This is a genomic window from Pararoseomonas sp. SCSIO 73927 (genome assembly GCF_037040815.1).
In the GTDB taxonomy this organism is placed as follows: Bacteria; Pseudomonadota; Alphaproteobacteria; order Acetobacterales; family Acetobacteraceae; genus Roseomonas.
In genome coordinates this window covers 4,663,986-4,677,411 of sequence record NZ_CP146232.1, presented here as the reverse complement: position 1 = coordinate 4,677,411, position 13,426 = coordinate 4,663,986, and the positions used below count along the sequence as shown (strand labels likewise).

At 73.3% G+C, this 13,426-nt stretch carries 15 protein-coding genes; 11 read left to right on the top strand and 4 right to left on the bottom strand.

Translation table 11 applies throughout. The annotated features are described in order from the left end of the window. Window positions 1-17: 17 nt before the first annotated feature. Window positions 18-1,376 carry an FAD-dependent oxidoreductase gene (locus tag VQH23_RS22120; RefSeq protein ID WP_338662827.1) on the bottom strand — a complete coding sequence of 453 codons (1,359 nt, stop codon included), beginning with the start codon at window positions 1,374-1,376 and terminating at the stop codon, window positions 18-20. A 339-nt stretch (window positions 1,377-1,715) separates the two neighbouring features. Between VQH23_RS22120 and rpmH the strand changes: the two genes are divergently transcribed. The 6 genes from rpmH to argB all read left to right on the top strand — a co-directional run bounded on the left by rpmH (window position 1,716) and on the right by argB (window position 5,990). After that, window positions 1,716-1,850, top strand: a complete 135-nt coding sequence (rpmH, locus tag VQH23_RS22115; RefSeq protein ID WP_257716152.1) for a 50S ribosomal protein L34 — start codon at window positions 1,716-1,718, stop codon at window positions 1,848-1,850. A 49-nt stretch (window positions 1,851-1,899) separates the two neighbouring features. Next, complete coding sequence (gene rnpA / locus VQH23_RS22110; protein ID WP_338662826.1) at window positions 1,900-2,235, top strand: ribonuclease P protein component; 336 nt, start codon at window positions 1,900-1,902, stop codon at window positions 2,233-2,235. Beyond that, window positions 2,232-2,489 (top strand): membrane protein insertion efficiency factor YidD, encoded by a 258-nt coding sequence (gene yidD, locus VQH23_RS22105; RefSeq protein WP_338662825.1) that lies wholly within the window; start codon window positions 2,232-2,234, stop codon window positions 2,487-2,489. The genes rnpA and yidD overlap by 4 nt, the downstream gene beginning before the upstream one ends. Before the next feature lie 11 nt (window positions 2,490-2,500). Further along, a complete protein-coding gene (yidC, locus tag VQH23_RS22100) occupies window positions 2,501-4,258 on the top strand; it encodes a membrane protein insertase YidC (protein ID WP_338662824.1) in 1,758 nt (585 codons plus the stop codon). A gap of 11 nt (window positions 4,259-4,269) precedes the next feature. Then, complete coding sequence (yihA, locus tag VQH23_RS22095) at window positions 4,270-4,941, top strand: ribosome biogenesis GTP-binding protein YihA/YsxC (protein ID WP_338662822.1); 672 nt, start codon at window positions 4,270-4,272, stop codon at window positions 4,939-4,941. Window positions 4,942-5,108: 167 nt separating this feature from the next. Then, a complete protein-coding gene (gene argB, locus VQH23_RS22090) occupies window positions 5,109-5,990 on the top strand; it encodes an acetylglutamate kinase (protein WP_338662821.1) in 882 nt (293 codons plus the stop codon). Window positions 5,991-5,999: 9 nt separating this feature from the next. Here the strand turns inward: argB and VQH23_RS22085 are convergent, their stop codons facing one another. Continuing rightward, a complete protein-coding gene (locus tag VQH23_RS22085) occupies window positions 6,000-7,154 on the bottom strand; it encodes a DUF2336 domain-containing protein (protein ID WP_338662820.1) in 1,155 nt (384 codons plus the stop codon). A gap of 186 nt (window positions 7,155-7,340) precedes the next feature. Here VQH23_RS22085 and dapD point away from each other — a divergent pair, with 186 nt between their 5' ends. The 3 genes from dapD to VQH23_RS22070 are packed head-to-tail and all read left to right on the top strand — an operon-like array spanning window position 7,341 to window position 9,901. Beyond that, the gene (dapD, locus tag VQH23_RS22080) at window positions 7,341-8,177 is read left to right on the top strand and encodes a 2,3,4,5-tetrahydropyridine-2,6-dicarboxylate N-succinyltransferase (RefSeq protein WP_338662819.1); all 837 of its coding nucleotides are present in this window, start codon (window positions 7,341-7,343) and stop codon (window positions 8,175-8,177) included. A gap of 12 nt (window positions 8,178-8,189) precedes the next feature. After that, window positions 8,190-9,344 (top strand): succinyl-diaminopimelate desuccinylase, encoded by a 1,155-nt coding sequence (gene dapE, locus VQH23_RS22075; RefSeq protein ID WP_338662818.1) that lies wholly within the window; start codon window positions 8,190-8,192, stop codon window positions 9,342-9,344. Continuing rightward, window positions 9,332-9,901: a hypothetical protein gene (locus VQH23_RS22070; protein ID WP_338662817.1), complete on the top strand. Its 570-nt coding sequence runs from the start codon at window positions 9,332-9,334 to the stop codon at window positions 9,899-9,901. The genes dapE and VQH23_RS22070 overlap by 13 nt, the downstream gene beginning before the upstream one ends. Here the strand turns inward: VQH23_RS22070 and VQH23_RS22065 are convergent. Both VQH23_RS22065 and VQH23_RS22060 read right to left on the bottom strand, forming a co-directional pair. Then, the gene (locus VQH23_RS22065) at window positions 9,898-11,160 is read right to left on the bottom strand and encodes a DNA polymerase IV (protein ID WP_338662815.1); all 1,263 of its coding nucleotides are present in this window, start codon (window positions 11,158-11,160) and stop codon (window positions 9,898-9,900) included. The two genes, VQH23_RS22070 and VQH23_RS22065, sit on opposite strands and share 4 nt — an antisense overlap. A gap of 41 nt (window positions 11,161-11,201) precedes the next feature. Next, window positions 11,202-12,098, bottom strand: coding sequence for an ROK family protein (locus VQH23_RS22060; RefSeq protein WP_338662814.1), 897 nt, complete (start codon window positions 12,096-12,098; stop codon window positions 11,202-11,204). A gap of 108 nt (window positions 12,099-12,206) precedes the next feature. Here VQH23_RS22060 and VQH23_RS22055 point away from each other — a divergent pair, with 108 nt between their 5' ends. Both VQH23_RS22055 and VQH23_RS22050 read left to right on the top strand, forming a co-directional pair. Beyond that, complete coding sequence (locus VQH23_RS22055) at window positions 12,207-12,500, top strand: sulfurtransferase TusA family protein (protein ID WP_338662813.1); 294 nt, start codon at window positions 12,207-12,209, stop codon at window positions 12,498-12,500. After that, window positions 12,500-13,423: a histone deacetylase family protein gene (locus VQH23_RS22050; RefSeq protein WP_338662812.1), complete on the top strand. Its 924-nt coding sequence runs from the start codon at window positions 12,500-12,502 to the stop codon at window positions 13,421-13,423. The genes VQH23_RS22055 and VQH23_RS22050 overlap by 1 nt, the downstream gene beginning before the upstream one ends. Window positions 13,424-13,426 lie beyond the last annotated feature (3 nt).

Here is a 13,426-nt window from a genome sequence, read left to right as displayed (position 1 = left end):
TCGGGCGCAGAGAACGCCTAGGGCACCCGCTTCGCAATCCCTGCCAGGAAGCGCAGGGCGGGGTTGGACAGGGCGGGCGCCCGGTGTTCCAGCGCGGCCCGGGCGATGGCGGCCGAGAGGGTGGGGTGGGGCAGGGGCGCGCCGCCGAGATCGGAGATCGGCCGGCCCAGGCCCATGGCGAGCATCCCCGCCATCTCCATCCCGCCCGGCGCCAGGAGGGCCGCGCCGGCCAGCCGGCCGCCCGCATCGGCGAAGAGCGTCACCAGGCCCTCGCCGACCTCCTCCGCCGCGCCGCGGGTGGTGTCGGCCAGCGGCCAGCGGAAGCGCTGGCCTCCGCCGGAGACGGTCCCGAGCTGCACCAGGGCCGGCTCCGTGCGAATCGCCCGGGTCGGCTCCGGCGCGGCCGCCGGGGCCGGGAGGCGGAAGAGCATGGAGCGCGCGACGGTGCCGATATCGCCGGCGCCGGGGCGCCCGATCGCCCCGCCCGCGGCCCAGACCCGCCGGTTCCCCGCCACGCGCAGGCCGCCATCCACGGCCAGCGGCCCTTCCGCGATCCCGGCAGTGAAGAGGTCCAGCCCGGCCAGCCGCGGCGCGCGGCCGAGGGCGAGGAGGAGATGGGAGCCCTCCACCCGCCGTCCGTCGGCGAGGAGCAGGGCGAGGCCGGTCCCGGCGCGCTCCGCCCGCGCAGGCTCAGCGCCCTCGATCACCTCCACGCCGTCCCGCCGCAGGGCGCGCGCCACGCCCTCCGCCATGTCGCGGTCGAAGCCGGGGGCGAGGGGGCCGGGGGAGACGAGGGTCGCGCGCGCGCCGAGGCGGGCGAAGGCCTGGGCCATCTCCAGGCCGAAGGGCTCGCCGCCGAGCACGATCAGGTGGTCCGGTCGGTCGCCCAGCTCCGGCAGCGTGTCCTCAGTGAGGTAGGGCAGGACCTCCAGCCCCTCCAGCGCGGGAACCACGGGGAGGGACCCCGTCGCGATCACCGCGCGGCGGAAGCGCCATTCCCGCCCCGCCGCGCCCACCCGGTCCGGGCCGGCGAAGCGGGCCGTGCCGCGCACCAGCTCGATCCCCATGGCCTCGTACCGCGCCGCGGTCGAATCGGGCGCGGCATCGGCGTCGGCGGCGGCGAGGTGGGTGCGGAGAGCGAGCCAATCCACCGGCACCGCACCCTCGCCCAGCCCGAAGCGCCGGGAATCCCGCATCAGCGCGGCGCGCGCGGCCAAGCCGCGCAGGGCGGCGGCGGCGATCGCCGGGTCCGGCGCCTCCCCGCCCATGGCGCCTCGCTCGAACAGGGTGACCCCCAGCCCCAGGGCGCGGGCCAGGGCCGCGATGCCCCGGCCGGCCTCGCCCGCGCCGATCACGGCGATGTCGGTCTCCGGCATGGTCCCTCCTGCGATGCGGCGCCCCGGCCCCCGGCCGGGCGGCGACACGCATAACGCGGCGCGGCAGGAAGGGTAGGGGTCCGCCCGCGCAAAGCGGCCGTGGAAGCGGGCCGTGGAATTGGGTCGTGATATAGGATCGGGGCGAAGGCTTCGGTTGACGCGGAGGCCCACGCCTTCCTATACAGCGCCACCCGCGCCGGGGGTCCCGCCGCGGCTACCCGTGTCCGCCCTCTCCCACTTGCGGAGGGGCGGAGGGTGGCCGGGACCCATCGGGCACCAGACCACCTCTCGCCGCCCCAACGACCCGGGCCGGCCAGCACCGATACGGAGCGCCTTGCCGTGAAGCGTACCTACCAGCCCTCCAAGCTCGTCCGGAAGCGCCGGCACGGGTTCCGCACCCGCATGGAGACGGTGGGCGGCCGCAAGGTGCTGGCCAACCGCCGCGCCAAGGGCCGCAAGAAGCTGTCCGCCTGAGGAACCCCTCCGGGGCGCCCTCTCCCATGCCCCGGACACGGACCTCCGCATGAAGCTGCCCCGGATGAAGAAGCGGCGCGACTTCCTTCGCGCCGCCCAGCGCGGCAAGCGCGCCGCCCGGCCGGGGCTGGTCCTCCAGGCTCTGCCGGAGACCGGCGGGCCGATGCGCCTCGGCTTCACCGTCACGAAGAAGGTGGGGAACGCCGTGGTGCGGAACCGCACCAAGCGCCGCCTGAGGGAGGCTGCCCGCCTCCTTCTCGGCGCCACGCCGCCCGAGGGCTGGGACATCGTGCTGATCGGCCGCGACGAGACGCGGGGCCGGCCTTTCGCGCAGCTCCAGGGAGACCTGCGCGGCGCGCTGAAGCAGGCGGGCGTGCCCCTATGACATCCCGTACAGTGGGCGGGCCGGGCATCGCCGCCGAGGCGCTGAAGATCGGCGTCCGTACCTACCAGTTCACGCTGCGCCCCTTCATCGGGGCGCATTGCCGATTCCACCCGCACTGCAGCGCCTACGCGATCGAGGCCCTGTCGGAGCACGGCGCGCTGCGCGGCACCGCGATGACCGCGCGCCGCATCCTCCGCTGCAATCCCTGGCACCCCGGGGGTTACGACCCGGTGCCCGCCGCCAAGACGAGCTGAACGCCGGACCGATGGACAACAAGCGACTCCTTGCCGCGATCGCGATCTCGATCGGCATCCTCCTGCTCTTCGACGTGTGGAACCGCCCCGCGCGCGAGGCGCAGCGACAGGCCGCCCAGAACGTCCAGCAGAGCCAGACCACCGGCCAGCCGCTGCCCCAGGCCAACACCGCGCTGAACCCGGCGGGCGTTGCCAGCACCGGCCCGGGCGACGGCGCGCCCACCACCCCGGCCCCGCGGATCCGGATCGAGAGCCCGCGCCTGGAGGGCAGCGTGAACCTGCGCGGCGCCCGCATCGACGACTTGGTGCTGCGCGACTACCGCGAGACCATCCTGCCGGGCAGCCCGAACGTGCGCGTGCTGGCCCCGCGGGAGGACAACGCCTCCTACTTCGCCCAGTGGGGCTGGACGGCCGCCGATGGCCGCACCGCCGTACCAGGCCCGAACACGGAGTGGGCGGCCGAGGGCACGCTGACGCCGACCAGCCCCGTGACGCTCCGCTGGGACAACGGGCAGGGGCAGCGCTTCGAGATCGCGCTCTCGCTCGACGCCAACTTCATGGTGACGGCCGACCAGCGCGTGGTGAACACCGGCGAGCAGCCGGTGCAGCTGCTGCCTTGGGCCCGGGTGCGCCGGGAGCACACGCCGCAGGTGGCCGGCTACTACATCCTGCACGAGGGCTTCGTCGGCGTGGTCGATGGCCGCCTGCGCGAGTGGAAGTACGACGACGCCCGGACGGAGGCCCAGCGCCGCAACGGGGCGCCCGCCTTCGAAGCGGACGGGCCCGGCGGCTGGGCCGGCTTCACCGACAAGTACTGGCTGACCGCCGTGCTGCCCGCCGACCAGGCCGCCCGCAGCCACGCCGCCTTCCGCGCGACGCAGGAGAACGGGCAGAACCGCTGGCAGGTGGACGTGGCGCCAACGGGTGCCGTCACCACCGCGCCCGGCGCCACCGCCGCCTACGGCACCCGCCTCTTCGCCGGCGCGAAGGAGGTGAAGCTGCTGGACGCCTATACCAACGACCTCGGCATCAAGGACTTCTACTCGGCCGTCGATTTCGGCTGGTTCTGGTTCCTGACGAAGCCGTTCTTCTACGCGCTGGACTGGCTGTTCGGCGTGTTCGGCAACTTCGGCGTGGCCATCCTGATCTTCACGGTGGCGCTGAAGGCCCTGTTCTTCCCGCTGGCCAGCAAGTCCTACCAGTCCATGGCGCGGATGAAGGCCCTGGGCCCGAAGATGCAGGAGATGAAGGAGCGCAACAAGGACGACCCTGCGAAGATGCAGCAGGAGATGATGGCGCTCTACAAGGCGGAGAAGATCAATCCCGCCGCGGGCTGCCTGCCGATCCTGATCCAGATCCCCGTCTTCTTCGCGCTCTACAAGGTGCTGTTCGTCACGATCGAGATGCGGCACGCGCCCTTCTTTGGCTGGATCCGCGACCTGTCCGCACCCGATCCCACGAACCTGTTCAACCTCTTCGGCCTGTTGCCTTTCACCCCGCCGGAGTTCCTGCACATGCCGGCCTGGGCGATCATCATGGGCATCACCATGTGGATCCAGTTCAAGCTGAACCCGACGCCGCCGGACCCGATCCAGGCGAAGCTGTTCAGCTTCATGCCGATCATCTTCACCTTCATGCTGGCCAGCTTCCCGGCCGGGCTGGTGATCTACTGGTCCTGGAACAACCTGCTCTCGGTCGCCCAGCAGTACTACATCAGCCGGCACGACCGTGAGACGCAGCGGCTGGAGAAGGCCGCGGCCCGGTCTTGAAGGAGGGGGTCGTGAGCGAGGGCACGGACGCGGCGGCCGAGGAGGCCGCCCGGATCGAGCGGGGGCGCCTCCTCTTCGCGCGCCCCGTCAACTTCTTCTTCGCCGCCCAGAAGCTGGAGGGGCTGCCCCCGGCCGAGGCGCCGGAAGTGGCCTTCTGCGGCCGCTCGAACGTCGGCAAGTCCTCCATCATCAATGCCATCGCCGGGCACCACGGCTTGGCGCGCGTGTCCCACACGCCCGGGCGCACGCGGCAGCTGAACTTCTTCGCGGCGGGGGAGGGGACGGAGAGCCCGCTCACCATTGTGGACATGCCGGGCTACGGCTTCGCCCAGGCCAGCAAGGCAGTGAAGGCGGATTGGCAGGGGCTGATGTTCGATTACCTGCGCGGCCGCCCCACGCTGCGCCGGGTGATCCTGCTGATGGATGCCCGGATCGAGACGAAGGACGGCGACCGCGCCGCCATGGATCTGCTGGGCGAGGCCGCGGTGCCTTTCCAGATCGTGCTGACGAAGTCCGACGACACCAAGCCCCTGTCGCGCCTGCAGAAGCGCCAGGCGGAGATGGCAGAGATCGTGCGCAAGCGCGTGGCGGCGCACCCGGTCGTCCTCACCACCTCCGCCAGCAAGGGCACGGGCATCCCTGAGCTCCGCGCGGCCCTGGCCGAGATAGCCGCCGGGGGCTAAGGGCGCTGGTTGCGGGCGCTCGGCGCCGCGCTTCCATGCGCTTGCGCGGGTTGACCGCGCCGGGGCGGCCCCCTTACGACCGCCGCCGATGCGCGCGGCCCCGGGAATGCCCGATGGGCTTCCCCGGGCCGGGCGCGACACCACGCGCCGCCTTCCGGGAACCGCCCATGACCGACCCGCACGACCAGATGGCGATCCTCGCCGGCGCGCTGCCCTACCTGAAGCGCTACGACGACCAGATCATCGTCGTGAAGTACGGCGGCCACGCCATGGGCGAGGAGGACACGGCGCTGCGCTTCGGGCGCGACATCGCGCTGCTGGAGCAGGTGGGCGTGAACCCCGTGGTGGTCCATGGTGGCGGCCCGCAGATCAACGCCATGCTCAAGCGCCTGAACGTGCAGTCCACTTTCGTGAACGGGCTGCGCGTGACGGACGAGCAGATGGTGGACGTGGTCGAGATGGTCCTGGCCGGCACGGTCAACAAGCAGGTGGCGGAGGCGATCACCCGGGCCGGCGTGATCGCGGTGGGCATATCCGGCAAGGACGGCAACCTCATCCGCGCCCGCAAGGCGGAGCGCACGGTGATCGACCCCGAGACGAAGCAGCCCCGCCCGCTCGACCTTGGCTATGTGGGGGAGCCGGCGGAGGTGGACACGAAGGTGCTGCGCCTGATGATCGGGGCGGACATCGTGCCCGTGGTGGCGCCCGTGGGCGTGGGCGCGGACGGCCAGACCTACAACATCAACGCGGATACCGTGGCCGGCGCCATTGCCGGCGCCCTGGGCGCCGCGAGGCTGCTGATGCTGACCGACGTAGCGGGGGTGCGCGGGCCGGACGGCAAGCACATTCCGGAAATGACCGTGGCCGATGTGCGGGCCGGCATCGCCGAGGGTTGGATCTCCGCCGGCATGATCCCGAAAGTGGAGACTTGCATCTACGCGATCGAGCGGGGCGTGCAGGGCGCGGTGATCCTGGATGGGCGCGTGCCGCACGCCGTCCTGGCCGAGCTCTTCACCGAGGGCGGCTCGGGCACCCTCATCAAGGCCTGATACCGGGCTTCAGGCGGGGCGTAGGAGCCCGGATACCAGGTCCTGCATCGCTTCCGGCCCCATGGACCAGTCCCCGCCGGGCAGGACCAGCAGCTCCTCCGGCGGGCTACCCGCAAGCCGCATCTGGGCGAAGGTGGCGGCACGGCCGGACAGCCCGGCCTTCCAGCACAGCGCGACGAGCAGCCGGGCGTCCCGGCCCTCCAGCGCGCGGGTGACGACGCCGCCGGGCAGCCCGCTGAGCGCCGCGAGGATCCGCGCGCATTCCGGCAGGCGGGACTGGCGAGCGGCCGTGATGAAGCCGTCCTCGTTCACCGGGCCGGGAAGCGGCCTTGCCGACACCTCGGCGCCCGCGCCCGCCGGCGGCCCCGCCGCCCCGGCCGCGGGGAGGTCCGGCCGGGAGAGGAGAATCCGCAGCGCCTCCCCCGCCACCACCTCCTGCAGCCCGCGCGCGACGGCGGCGCTGAGGCCGGGGCGGCGGACAAGGGCCGATTGCCAGCTGGGATGGGCGCCGCAGCGCGCGGTCAGCGCGAGGAGCGTGGCCTCCCGGATCCGGGCCGTCGCGTTCGCCAGCAGGGCGGCGACCGGGACCTCCTCCTCTCGCGCCGCAATGGCAGCCGAGGGCGCCTCGGGCAGGTGGGGGCGGCGCGCGATCGCGCCCAGCGTCTCGGGCACCGGTGGATCCGCGATGAGGCGGAGCAGGTCCTCCTCCTCCAGCACCGGGGAGCCGCGCAGCACCGGCTCCGCCACGGCCATGGCCGCGTCCCGCGCCAAGCGCAGGATCAGCGGGCGGGGGATATGGGCCAGTTCCGCCACCAGCTCCGTCACCGCCGCGCGCACGGCCACCGCGTCGTCCTCGCTGAGGAGGAGCAGCGCCTCCCAGGTGGCGCGGCGGTGCCGGTCCGTCGTCTCCGGATCGAGCATCGCCGCCTGGGTGGCGAGCTTCCGCGCCAGGACCCGCCGCACCCCCGGTTCCGAGTCCCGAGCGAGGACGTGGTCAGCCAGGGGGGGCGTCGCGGCGTTCGCCGCGATCGCCGCCCGCACCGCGATCGTGGGGTCGTTGGCCAGAAAGAACAGCATCTCCGGCGGGGTATCCGCCCGCTCCGCCAGCCTCGCCCGCGCGGCATCGTCCATGCGGCGGGGCAAGACGGCAGGTTCGGCTTCCATCACGGCCTCCAGCTCCGGGCAGTCCCGGGCCCCCGCTGCGGGAACCCTGCCCGTCACCCAGGCTGCACCGGCAAGGTTAGGGAATGCTGAATCCCGGAGCGGGGCGGGGATGACGTCGCGTTGACAGCCCGCGCCGCCCGCGCGATGGGTCCGCCACCCCTCGCCAGAGACGATCAGGACCTCGCCATGGAACTCGCCGCCCTCCAGCCCCGAATCGAGGCCCTCTGGGAGCGTCGGGCCGAGCTCTCCCCGGCGACGCAGGGCGAGGACCGGGGCGCGATCGAGGCGGCGCTCGAGGCGCTGGATTCCGGCCGTGCCCGCGTGGCGGAGCCGGATGGGGCAGGCGGCTGGCGCGTCAATCAGTGGCTGAAGCAGGCCGTGCTGCTCTCCTTCCGGCTGGAGGACAGCGCGCCGATGGATGTCGGCCTCGGCGCCTACGACAAGGTTCCGCTGAAGTTCGCGGGCTGGGGCGAGAACCGCTTCCGCGAGGCCGGGTTCCGCGCCGTGCCGGGCGCGGTGGTCCGCCGCTCCGCCTTCATCGGCAAGGGCGTGGTGCTCATGCCCTCCTTCGTGAACCTCGGCGCCTACGTGGACGAGAACACGATGGTGGACACCTGGGCGACCGTCGGCTCCTGCGCGCAGATCGGGAAGAACTGCCACATCTCCGGCGGCGCCGGGATCGGCGGCGTACTGGAGCCGCTGCAGGCAAATCCCGTGGTGATCGGCGACAACTGCTTCGTCGGGGCACGGTCCGAGGTGGCGGAAGGCGTGATCGTGGGCGAGGGCTCGGTCCTCGCCATGGGCGTCTTCCTCGGCGCCTCCACCAAGATCATCGACCGCGCGACGGGCGAGGTCTTCGTGGGCAAGGTGCCGCCCTACTCCGTGGTGGTGCCGGGCAGCCTGCCCGGCCGGCCGCTCCCGGACGGCACGCCGGGCCCGAGCCTCTACTGCGCGGTGATCGTGAAGCGGGTGGACGCCCAGACCCGCAGCAAGACGAGCATCAACGAGCTCCTTCGTGACTGACCTGGGGGACCGATGAGCACCGATCCCCTCCCCATCGCGCAGGCGCTGATCCGCTGCGCCTCCGTTACGCCCGCCGACGAGGGCGCGATGGCGGTGCTGGAAGGGGCGCTGGCGCCGCTCGGCTTCCAGTGCACGCGGCTGCGCTTCGGGGAGGTCGAGAACCTCTTCGCCATCCGCCGTTCCGGCGGCAACGGCCCGCACCTCTGCTTCGCCGGGCACACGGACGTTGTGCCGCCTGGCGGCGAGCGCCGCCCTGACGGTAGCTTCGAAGGCTGGACGCACCCGCCCTTCGGCGCCGAAGTGGCGGAAGGCGTGCTCTACGGCCGCGGCGCGGTGGACATGAAGGGCGGGGTCGCCGCCTTCGTCGCGGCGGCCGCCGATGCGGTGGCAGACGGCACCGCGGATCGCGGCACGCTCTCCTTCCTCATCACCGGCGACGAGGAAGGCGTGGCCACGGACGGCACCACGAAGGTGCTGGACTGGATGGCGGAGAACCACCTCGTCCCCGACATGTGCCTGGTGGGCGAGCCGACGAGCAGGGAGCGGCTGGGCGACACGATCAAGATCGGGCGCCGCGGCAGCTTCTCCGCCGAGTTCACGATCCACGGCATCCAGGGCCACGTTGCCTACCCCGACCGGGCGGACAACCCGATCCACCGCATGGCCCGCGTGCTCCACCGCCTGACCGCCGAGCCGCTGGACGGCGGGACGGAGTGGTTCCAGGCCAGCACGCTGCAGGTGACGACGGTGGACGTGGGCAATCCCACCAACAACATCGTCCCGGCCAGCGCCTTCGCGCGGCTGAACATCCGCTTCAACCCGACCCACACGGCGGCGAGCCTGGAAGCCTGGATCCGCGGCATCCTCGCCGAGGAGGCGCCGCGACACGAGGCGCGGTTCTCCTCCTCCGGCGACGCCTTCCTCACCCAGCCCGGCCCCTTCGTGGACGCGCTGCGCCGGGCCGTGTGGGCGGAGACGGGCGAGGAGGGCGCGCTGGACACGGGCGGCGGCACGTCGGACGCGCGGTTCATCACCCGCCTCTGCCCTGTCGCCGAGCTCGGCGCCGTGGGCACCACCATGCACAAGGTGGACGAGCGGACCCCGGTGGAGGAGCTTCGCCGCCTTTCCTCCCTCTACGGTGCCGTCATTCGGGAGTGCCTGGGCTGAGCGCGCCCGTGGTCACCCGCGGGGTCCAGATCGCGGCGGGGCTGCGCGCCGCCTTCCTGCTCGCTCAAGGGAAGGAGGACGGCCTCCGCTTCACCCTCCTCTCCATGGAGGGCGCCGCGCGCTCCTTCTGGGCGGCCGCCATCTGCCTCGTCCCCTTCCTTGCCATCCGGGCCATCGGGGAGGAAGGCTTCCCATCCGAAGGGCTGGGGGTGGAGCTGGTGGGCTACCTGCTGGGCTGGGTGGCCTTTCCGCTCGCCTCCGCGGCCCTGGTGGACGCCTCCGGCCGCGGGCCGCTCTGGCCTCTTTTCGTCGCGGCCTGGAACTGGAGCAACCTCGCCCAGTACGCGGCGCTGATGGCGGCCGTGCTGTTCGGGCGGCTGCTGCCCGGCGGGCTGGGCGGGATGCTCAGCCTGCTGGCCATCGGCTACGCGCTGTGGATGGAGTGGTTCGTCACCAAGTCGGCCCTGCGGATCAGCGGCGCCCGGGCCGGCATGTTCGTGCTGCTGGACCTCGCGATCGGGATCCTCATCGCCACGATGGTGGACCGGCTGTCCTAGCGCCGCGGGCCGATGCCGCGGCCCACCGCCACCGCCCCGTCCCCGAACTTGGCCCGCAGAGACTCCATCGCCGCCCACCGGGCGGCGCGGCGCGGGGCCTCGGGGTCCGCCAGGTCGCCGTGGTCGGCGGCCGCGGCCTCCACAAGCGGCTGGGCGCCGATGCCGATCAGGCGGAAGGCAGTGCCGTCCGCCTCCCGCGCCAGCAGGGGCCGGGCGGCGGCGAAGAGCGTCTCCGGCACCGCGCTCGGGCCGGGCAGTCGGGCGTTGCGGGTGCGCAGGGCGAAGCGCGCCGTCTTCAGCTTCAGGACCACGCCGCCCGCCGCGAAGCCCTTCTCCGCCAGCCGCCGCGCCAACCTCTCGCACAGGCGCCAGAGGAAGGGCTCCATCTCCTCCGGCCGGGCGATGTCGCGGTCGAAGGTGGTCTCGGCGGAGACGGACTTCGTCTCGCGCTCCGGCCGGACAGGGCGGTTGTCCTCGCCGCGCGCACGGGCCACCAGCGTCGGCCCGTCCTCCCCGAAGCGGCGCATCGCTTCCCGCGCGTCGAGGGAGGCGAGCTGGCCGAGGGTGGAGAAGCCCATGCCCCCGAGCTTCGCGGCGAAGGCCGGGCCCACCCCCGGCAGGATCGTCACCGGCTCCGGCGCCAGGAGGGCGGCGGCCTCGGCGGCGCCGATCACGGCCATGCCGCGCGGCTTGTCCCGCTCCACCGCGATCTTGGCCAGCAGCCGGTTCGGGGCGAGGCCCATGGAGACCGTTACGCCCACCTCCCGCTCGACCTGCCGGGCGAAGCGGGCCAGGGCCACGGCAGGCGGGGCGCCGTGCAGCGACTGGGTGCCCGAGAGGTCCAGCACCGCCTCGTCGATGGACATGGCCTGGACCAGGGGCGTGAGGGATTCCATCAGCGCCCGGATCCCGCGCGAGGCGGCCACGTACTTCGTGAAGTCCGGCTTGATCACCACGGCGTCCGGGCAGGCGGCCAGGGCCTTGAACATCGGCATGGCGGATTTCACGCCGCGCGTGCGCGCCAGGTAGCAGGCGGTGGAGACCACGCCGCGCTGCCCGCCGCCGATGATCACGGGCCGGGAGGCCAGCTCCGGCCGGTCCCGCTTCTCCACGCTCGCGAAAAAGGCGTCGCAGTCCACGTGGGCAATGGTGAGGGTGAAGAGTTCTGGGTGGGAGATCACGCGCGCGGAGCCGCAGGCGGCGCAGCGGCGCGGCGCCTCGGCGGCATGGGCGAAGCAGTCCCGGCAGAGGGAGGGCATGAGCCCATGCTAGCACGGAAGGGGAACAAGGGCCCGAGTCGTCAGGCCTTGTCCCAGAGGCGCGCGGCCCCGAAGACGCCGGAGCTGTCCCCGTGCCGCGCCCGGACGAGGTTCACCGCCTTGGCGTCGCCGAAGATGTAGGGGGCCATGAGCCCCGGCACCGCCGCGTAGAGCCGGGCGAAGTTGGAGACGCCCCCGCCGAGCACGATCACCTCTGGGTCCATGAGGTTCACCAGCGCCGCCAGGGCTCGGGCCAGCCGGTCCGCGTAGCGGTCCAGCGCGGCGGCGGCGGCCGCATCCCCGGCGGCGGCCCGCGCCTCCAGCCCGGTCGCGTCCCGCGCACCAGGCCCGTCCGCCTCCGCCGCCAGGGCGGGGCCGCAGAGGAAGGTCTCCAGGCAGCCATGCAGGCCGCACCAGCAGCGCGGCCCCGGGAACTCCTCCGGGCGCATCCAGGGCAGGGGGGTATGGCCCCATTCCCCCGCGACGCGGTTCAGCCCCTCCAGCGGCCGCCCCTCCACCACCCAGCCGCCGCCCACTCCGGTTCCCAGGATGGCGGCGAAGACACTGCGGTGGCCCGCCCCGGCGCCGTCGGCCGCCTCGCTCATCGCGAGGCAATTGGCGTCGTTCGTCACCCGCACCGGGCGGCCCAGCGCTGCCTCCAGGTCCCGGTCCAGCGGGCGGCCGTTCAGCGCCTGGCTGTTGGCGTTCCGCACCAGCCCTGTCAGCGGGCTGATGCTGCCGGGAATGCCCACCCCGACCGTGCCGGTGGCGCCCAGCCCGGCCTCCGCCTCACGCACCAGGGCGGCAATGGTCCCGACGACCGCCTCGTAGCCCGCCCCGCTCGGGCGGCGGCGGCGCAGCAGGACCTGCCCGCCCGGGCCCAGCGCCGCGATTTCCGTCTTCGTGCCCCCGAGGTCCACGCCCAGCCTGATCGTCATGCGGGGATAGATGCCGGTGCGCCGGGGACACGTCCAGCGGAGCATCGCGCGAGAGAGGGGCCGGGGTGCTGGACTTGCGGCGTTCCCGGTGGTGGATTGGCCGGCTCTATGGCAGCGCCGTCCGACACGTCCCCCGCCGGGACCACAAAAGAGACCCTGCTCGACGTCCAGGGCCTGACCTGTCCGCTGCCCGTGCTGAAGGCCAACAAGGCCCTGCGCGGGCTGGCGCCGGGCGCGCGCCTGACCGTGCTCGCCACGGACGCCGCGAGCGTGATCGACTTCCAGGCCTATTGCCGGGAGACCGGCCACGCCCTCGTCTCCTTCAGCGAGAGCGCGGGGGTCTTCAGGTTCACCCTGCGCAAGCGCGACGAGAAGTCCGACGCGCCGGGGAAGGGGGGCTGATGCTCCTCCTCACCCATCCCGCCTGCCTCCGGCACGAGAACGCGCCCTACCACCCGGAGGCGCCGGCGCGGCTGCGTGCGGTGATGCAGGTGTTGGAGACGCAGGAGTTCTCCACCCTCGTCCGGGCCGAGGCGCCGGAGGCGACGCGGGAGCAGTTGCTGCGGGTGCATCCCGAGTCCCATGTGGACCGCATCCTCTCCATCCGTCCGGCCGAGGGGGAGACGGTGCCCCTGGACGCCGACACGGCCATGAACGCCGGCACCGCCGAGGCCGCGCTGCGCGCCGCCGGCGCCGGAGTGGAGGCGGTGGACGCGGTGATGCGCGGCGAGTTCTCCCGCGCCTTCTGCGCCGTGCGCCCCCCCGGCCACCACGCCGAACCCGACACGGCCATGGGGTTCTGCTTCTTCTCCAGCGCCGCGGTCGCCGCGCGCCACGCCCAGGCCGCGCACGGGGTGGAGCGGGTGGCGGTGCTGGACTTCGACGTGCATCACGGGAACGGCACCCAGGCGGCCTTCTGGAACGAGCCTTCGCTGATGTTCGCCTCGTCCCACCAGATGCCGCTCTATCCAGGAACGGGCGCGGCCTCGGAGGTGGGGCGGGGCAACATCCTCAACGTCCCCCTGGCCGCCGGCACGGAAGGCCCGGCCTTCCGCCTGATCTGGGAGCGGGACATCCTTCCCGCCGTCGCGGCCTTCGCGCCGGGCCTCATCATCGTCTCCGCCGGCTTCGACGCCCACCGGGCCGATCCGCTGGCCGGGCTGCGCCTGACGGAGGAGGATTTCGGCCGGGTGACGGAAGCGATCTGCGAGACCGCCAACCGGGTTTGCGGCGGCCGGGTGGTCTCGTTGCTGGAAGGGGGCTACGACCTCGGCGCCCTCGCCCGATCGGTGGCCGCGCATCTGCGCGCCCTGGTCCGCGCCTGACCC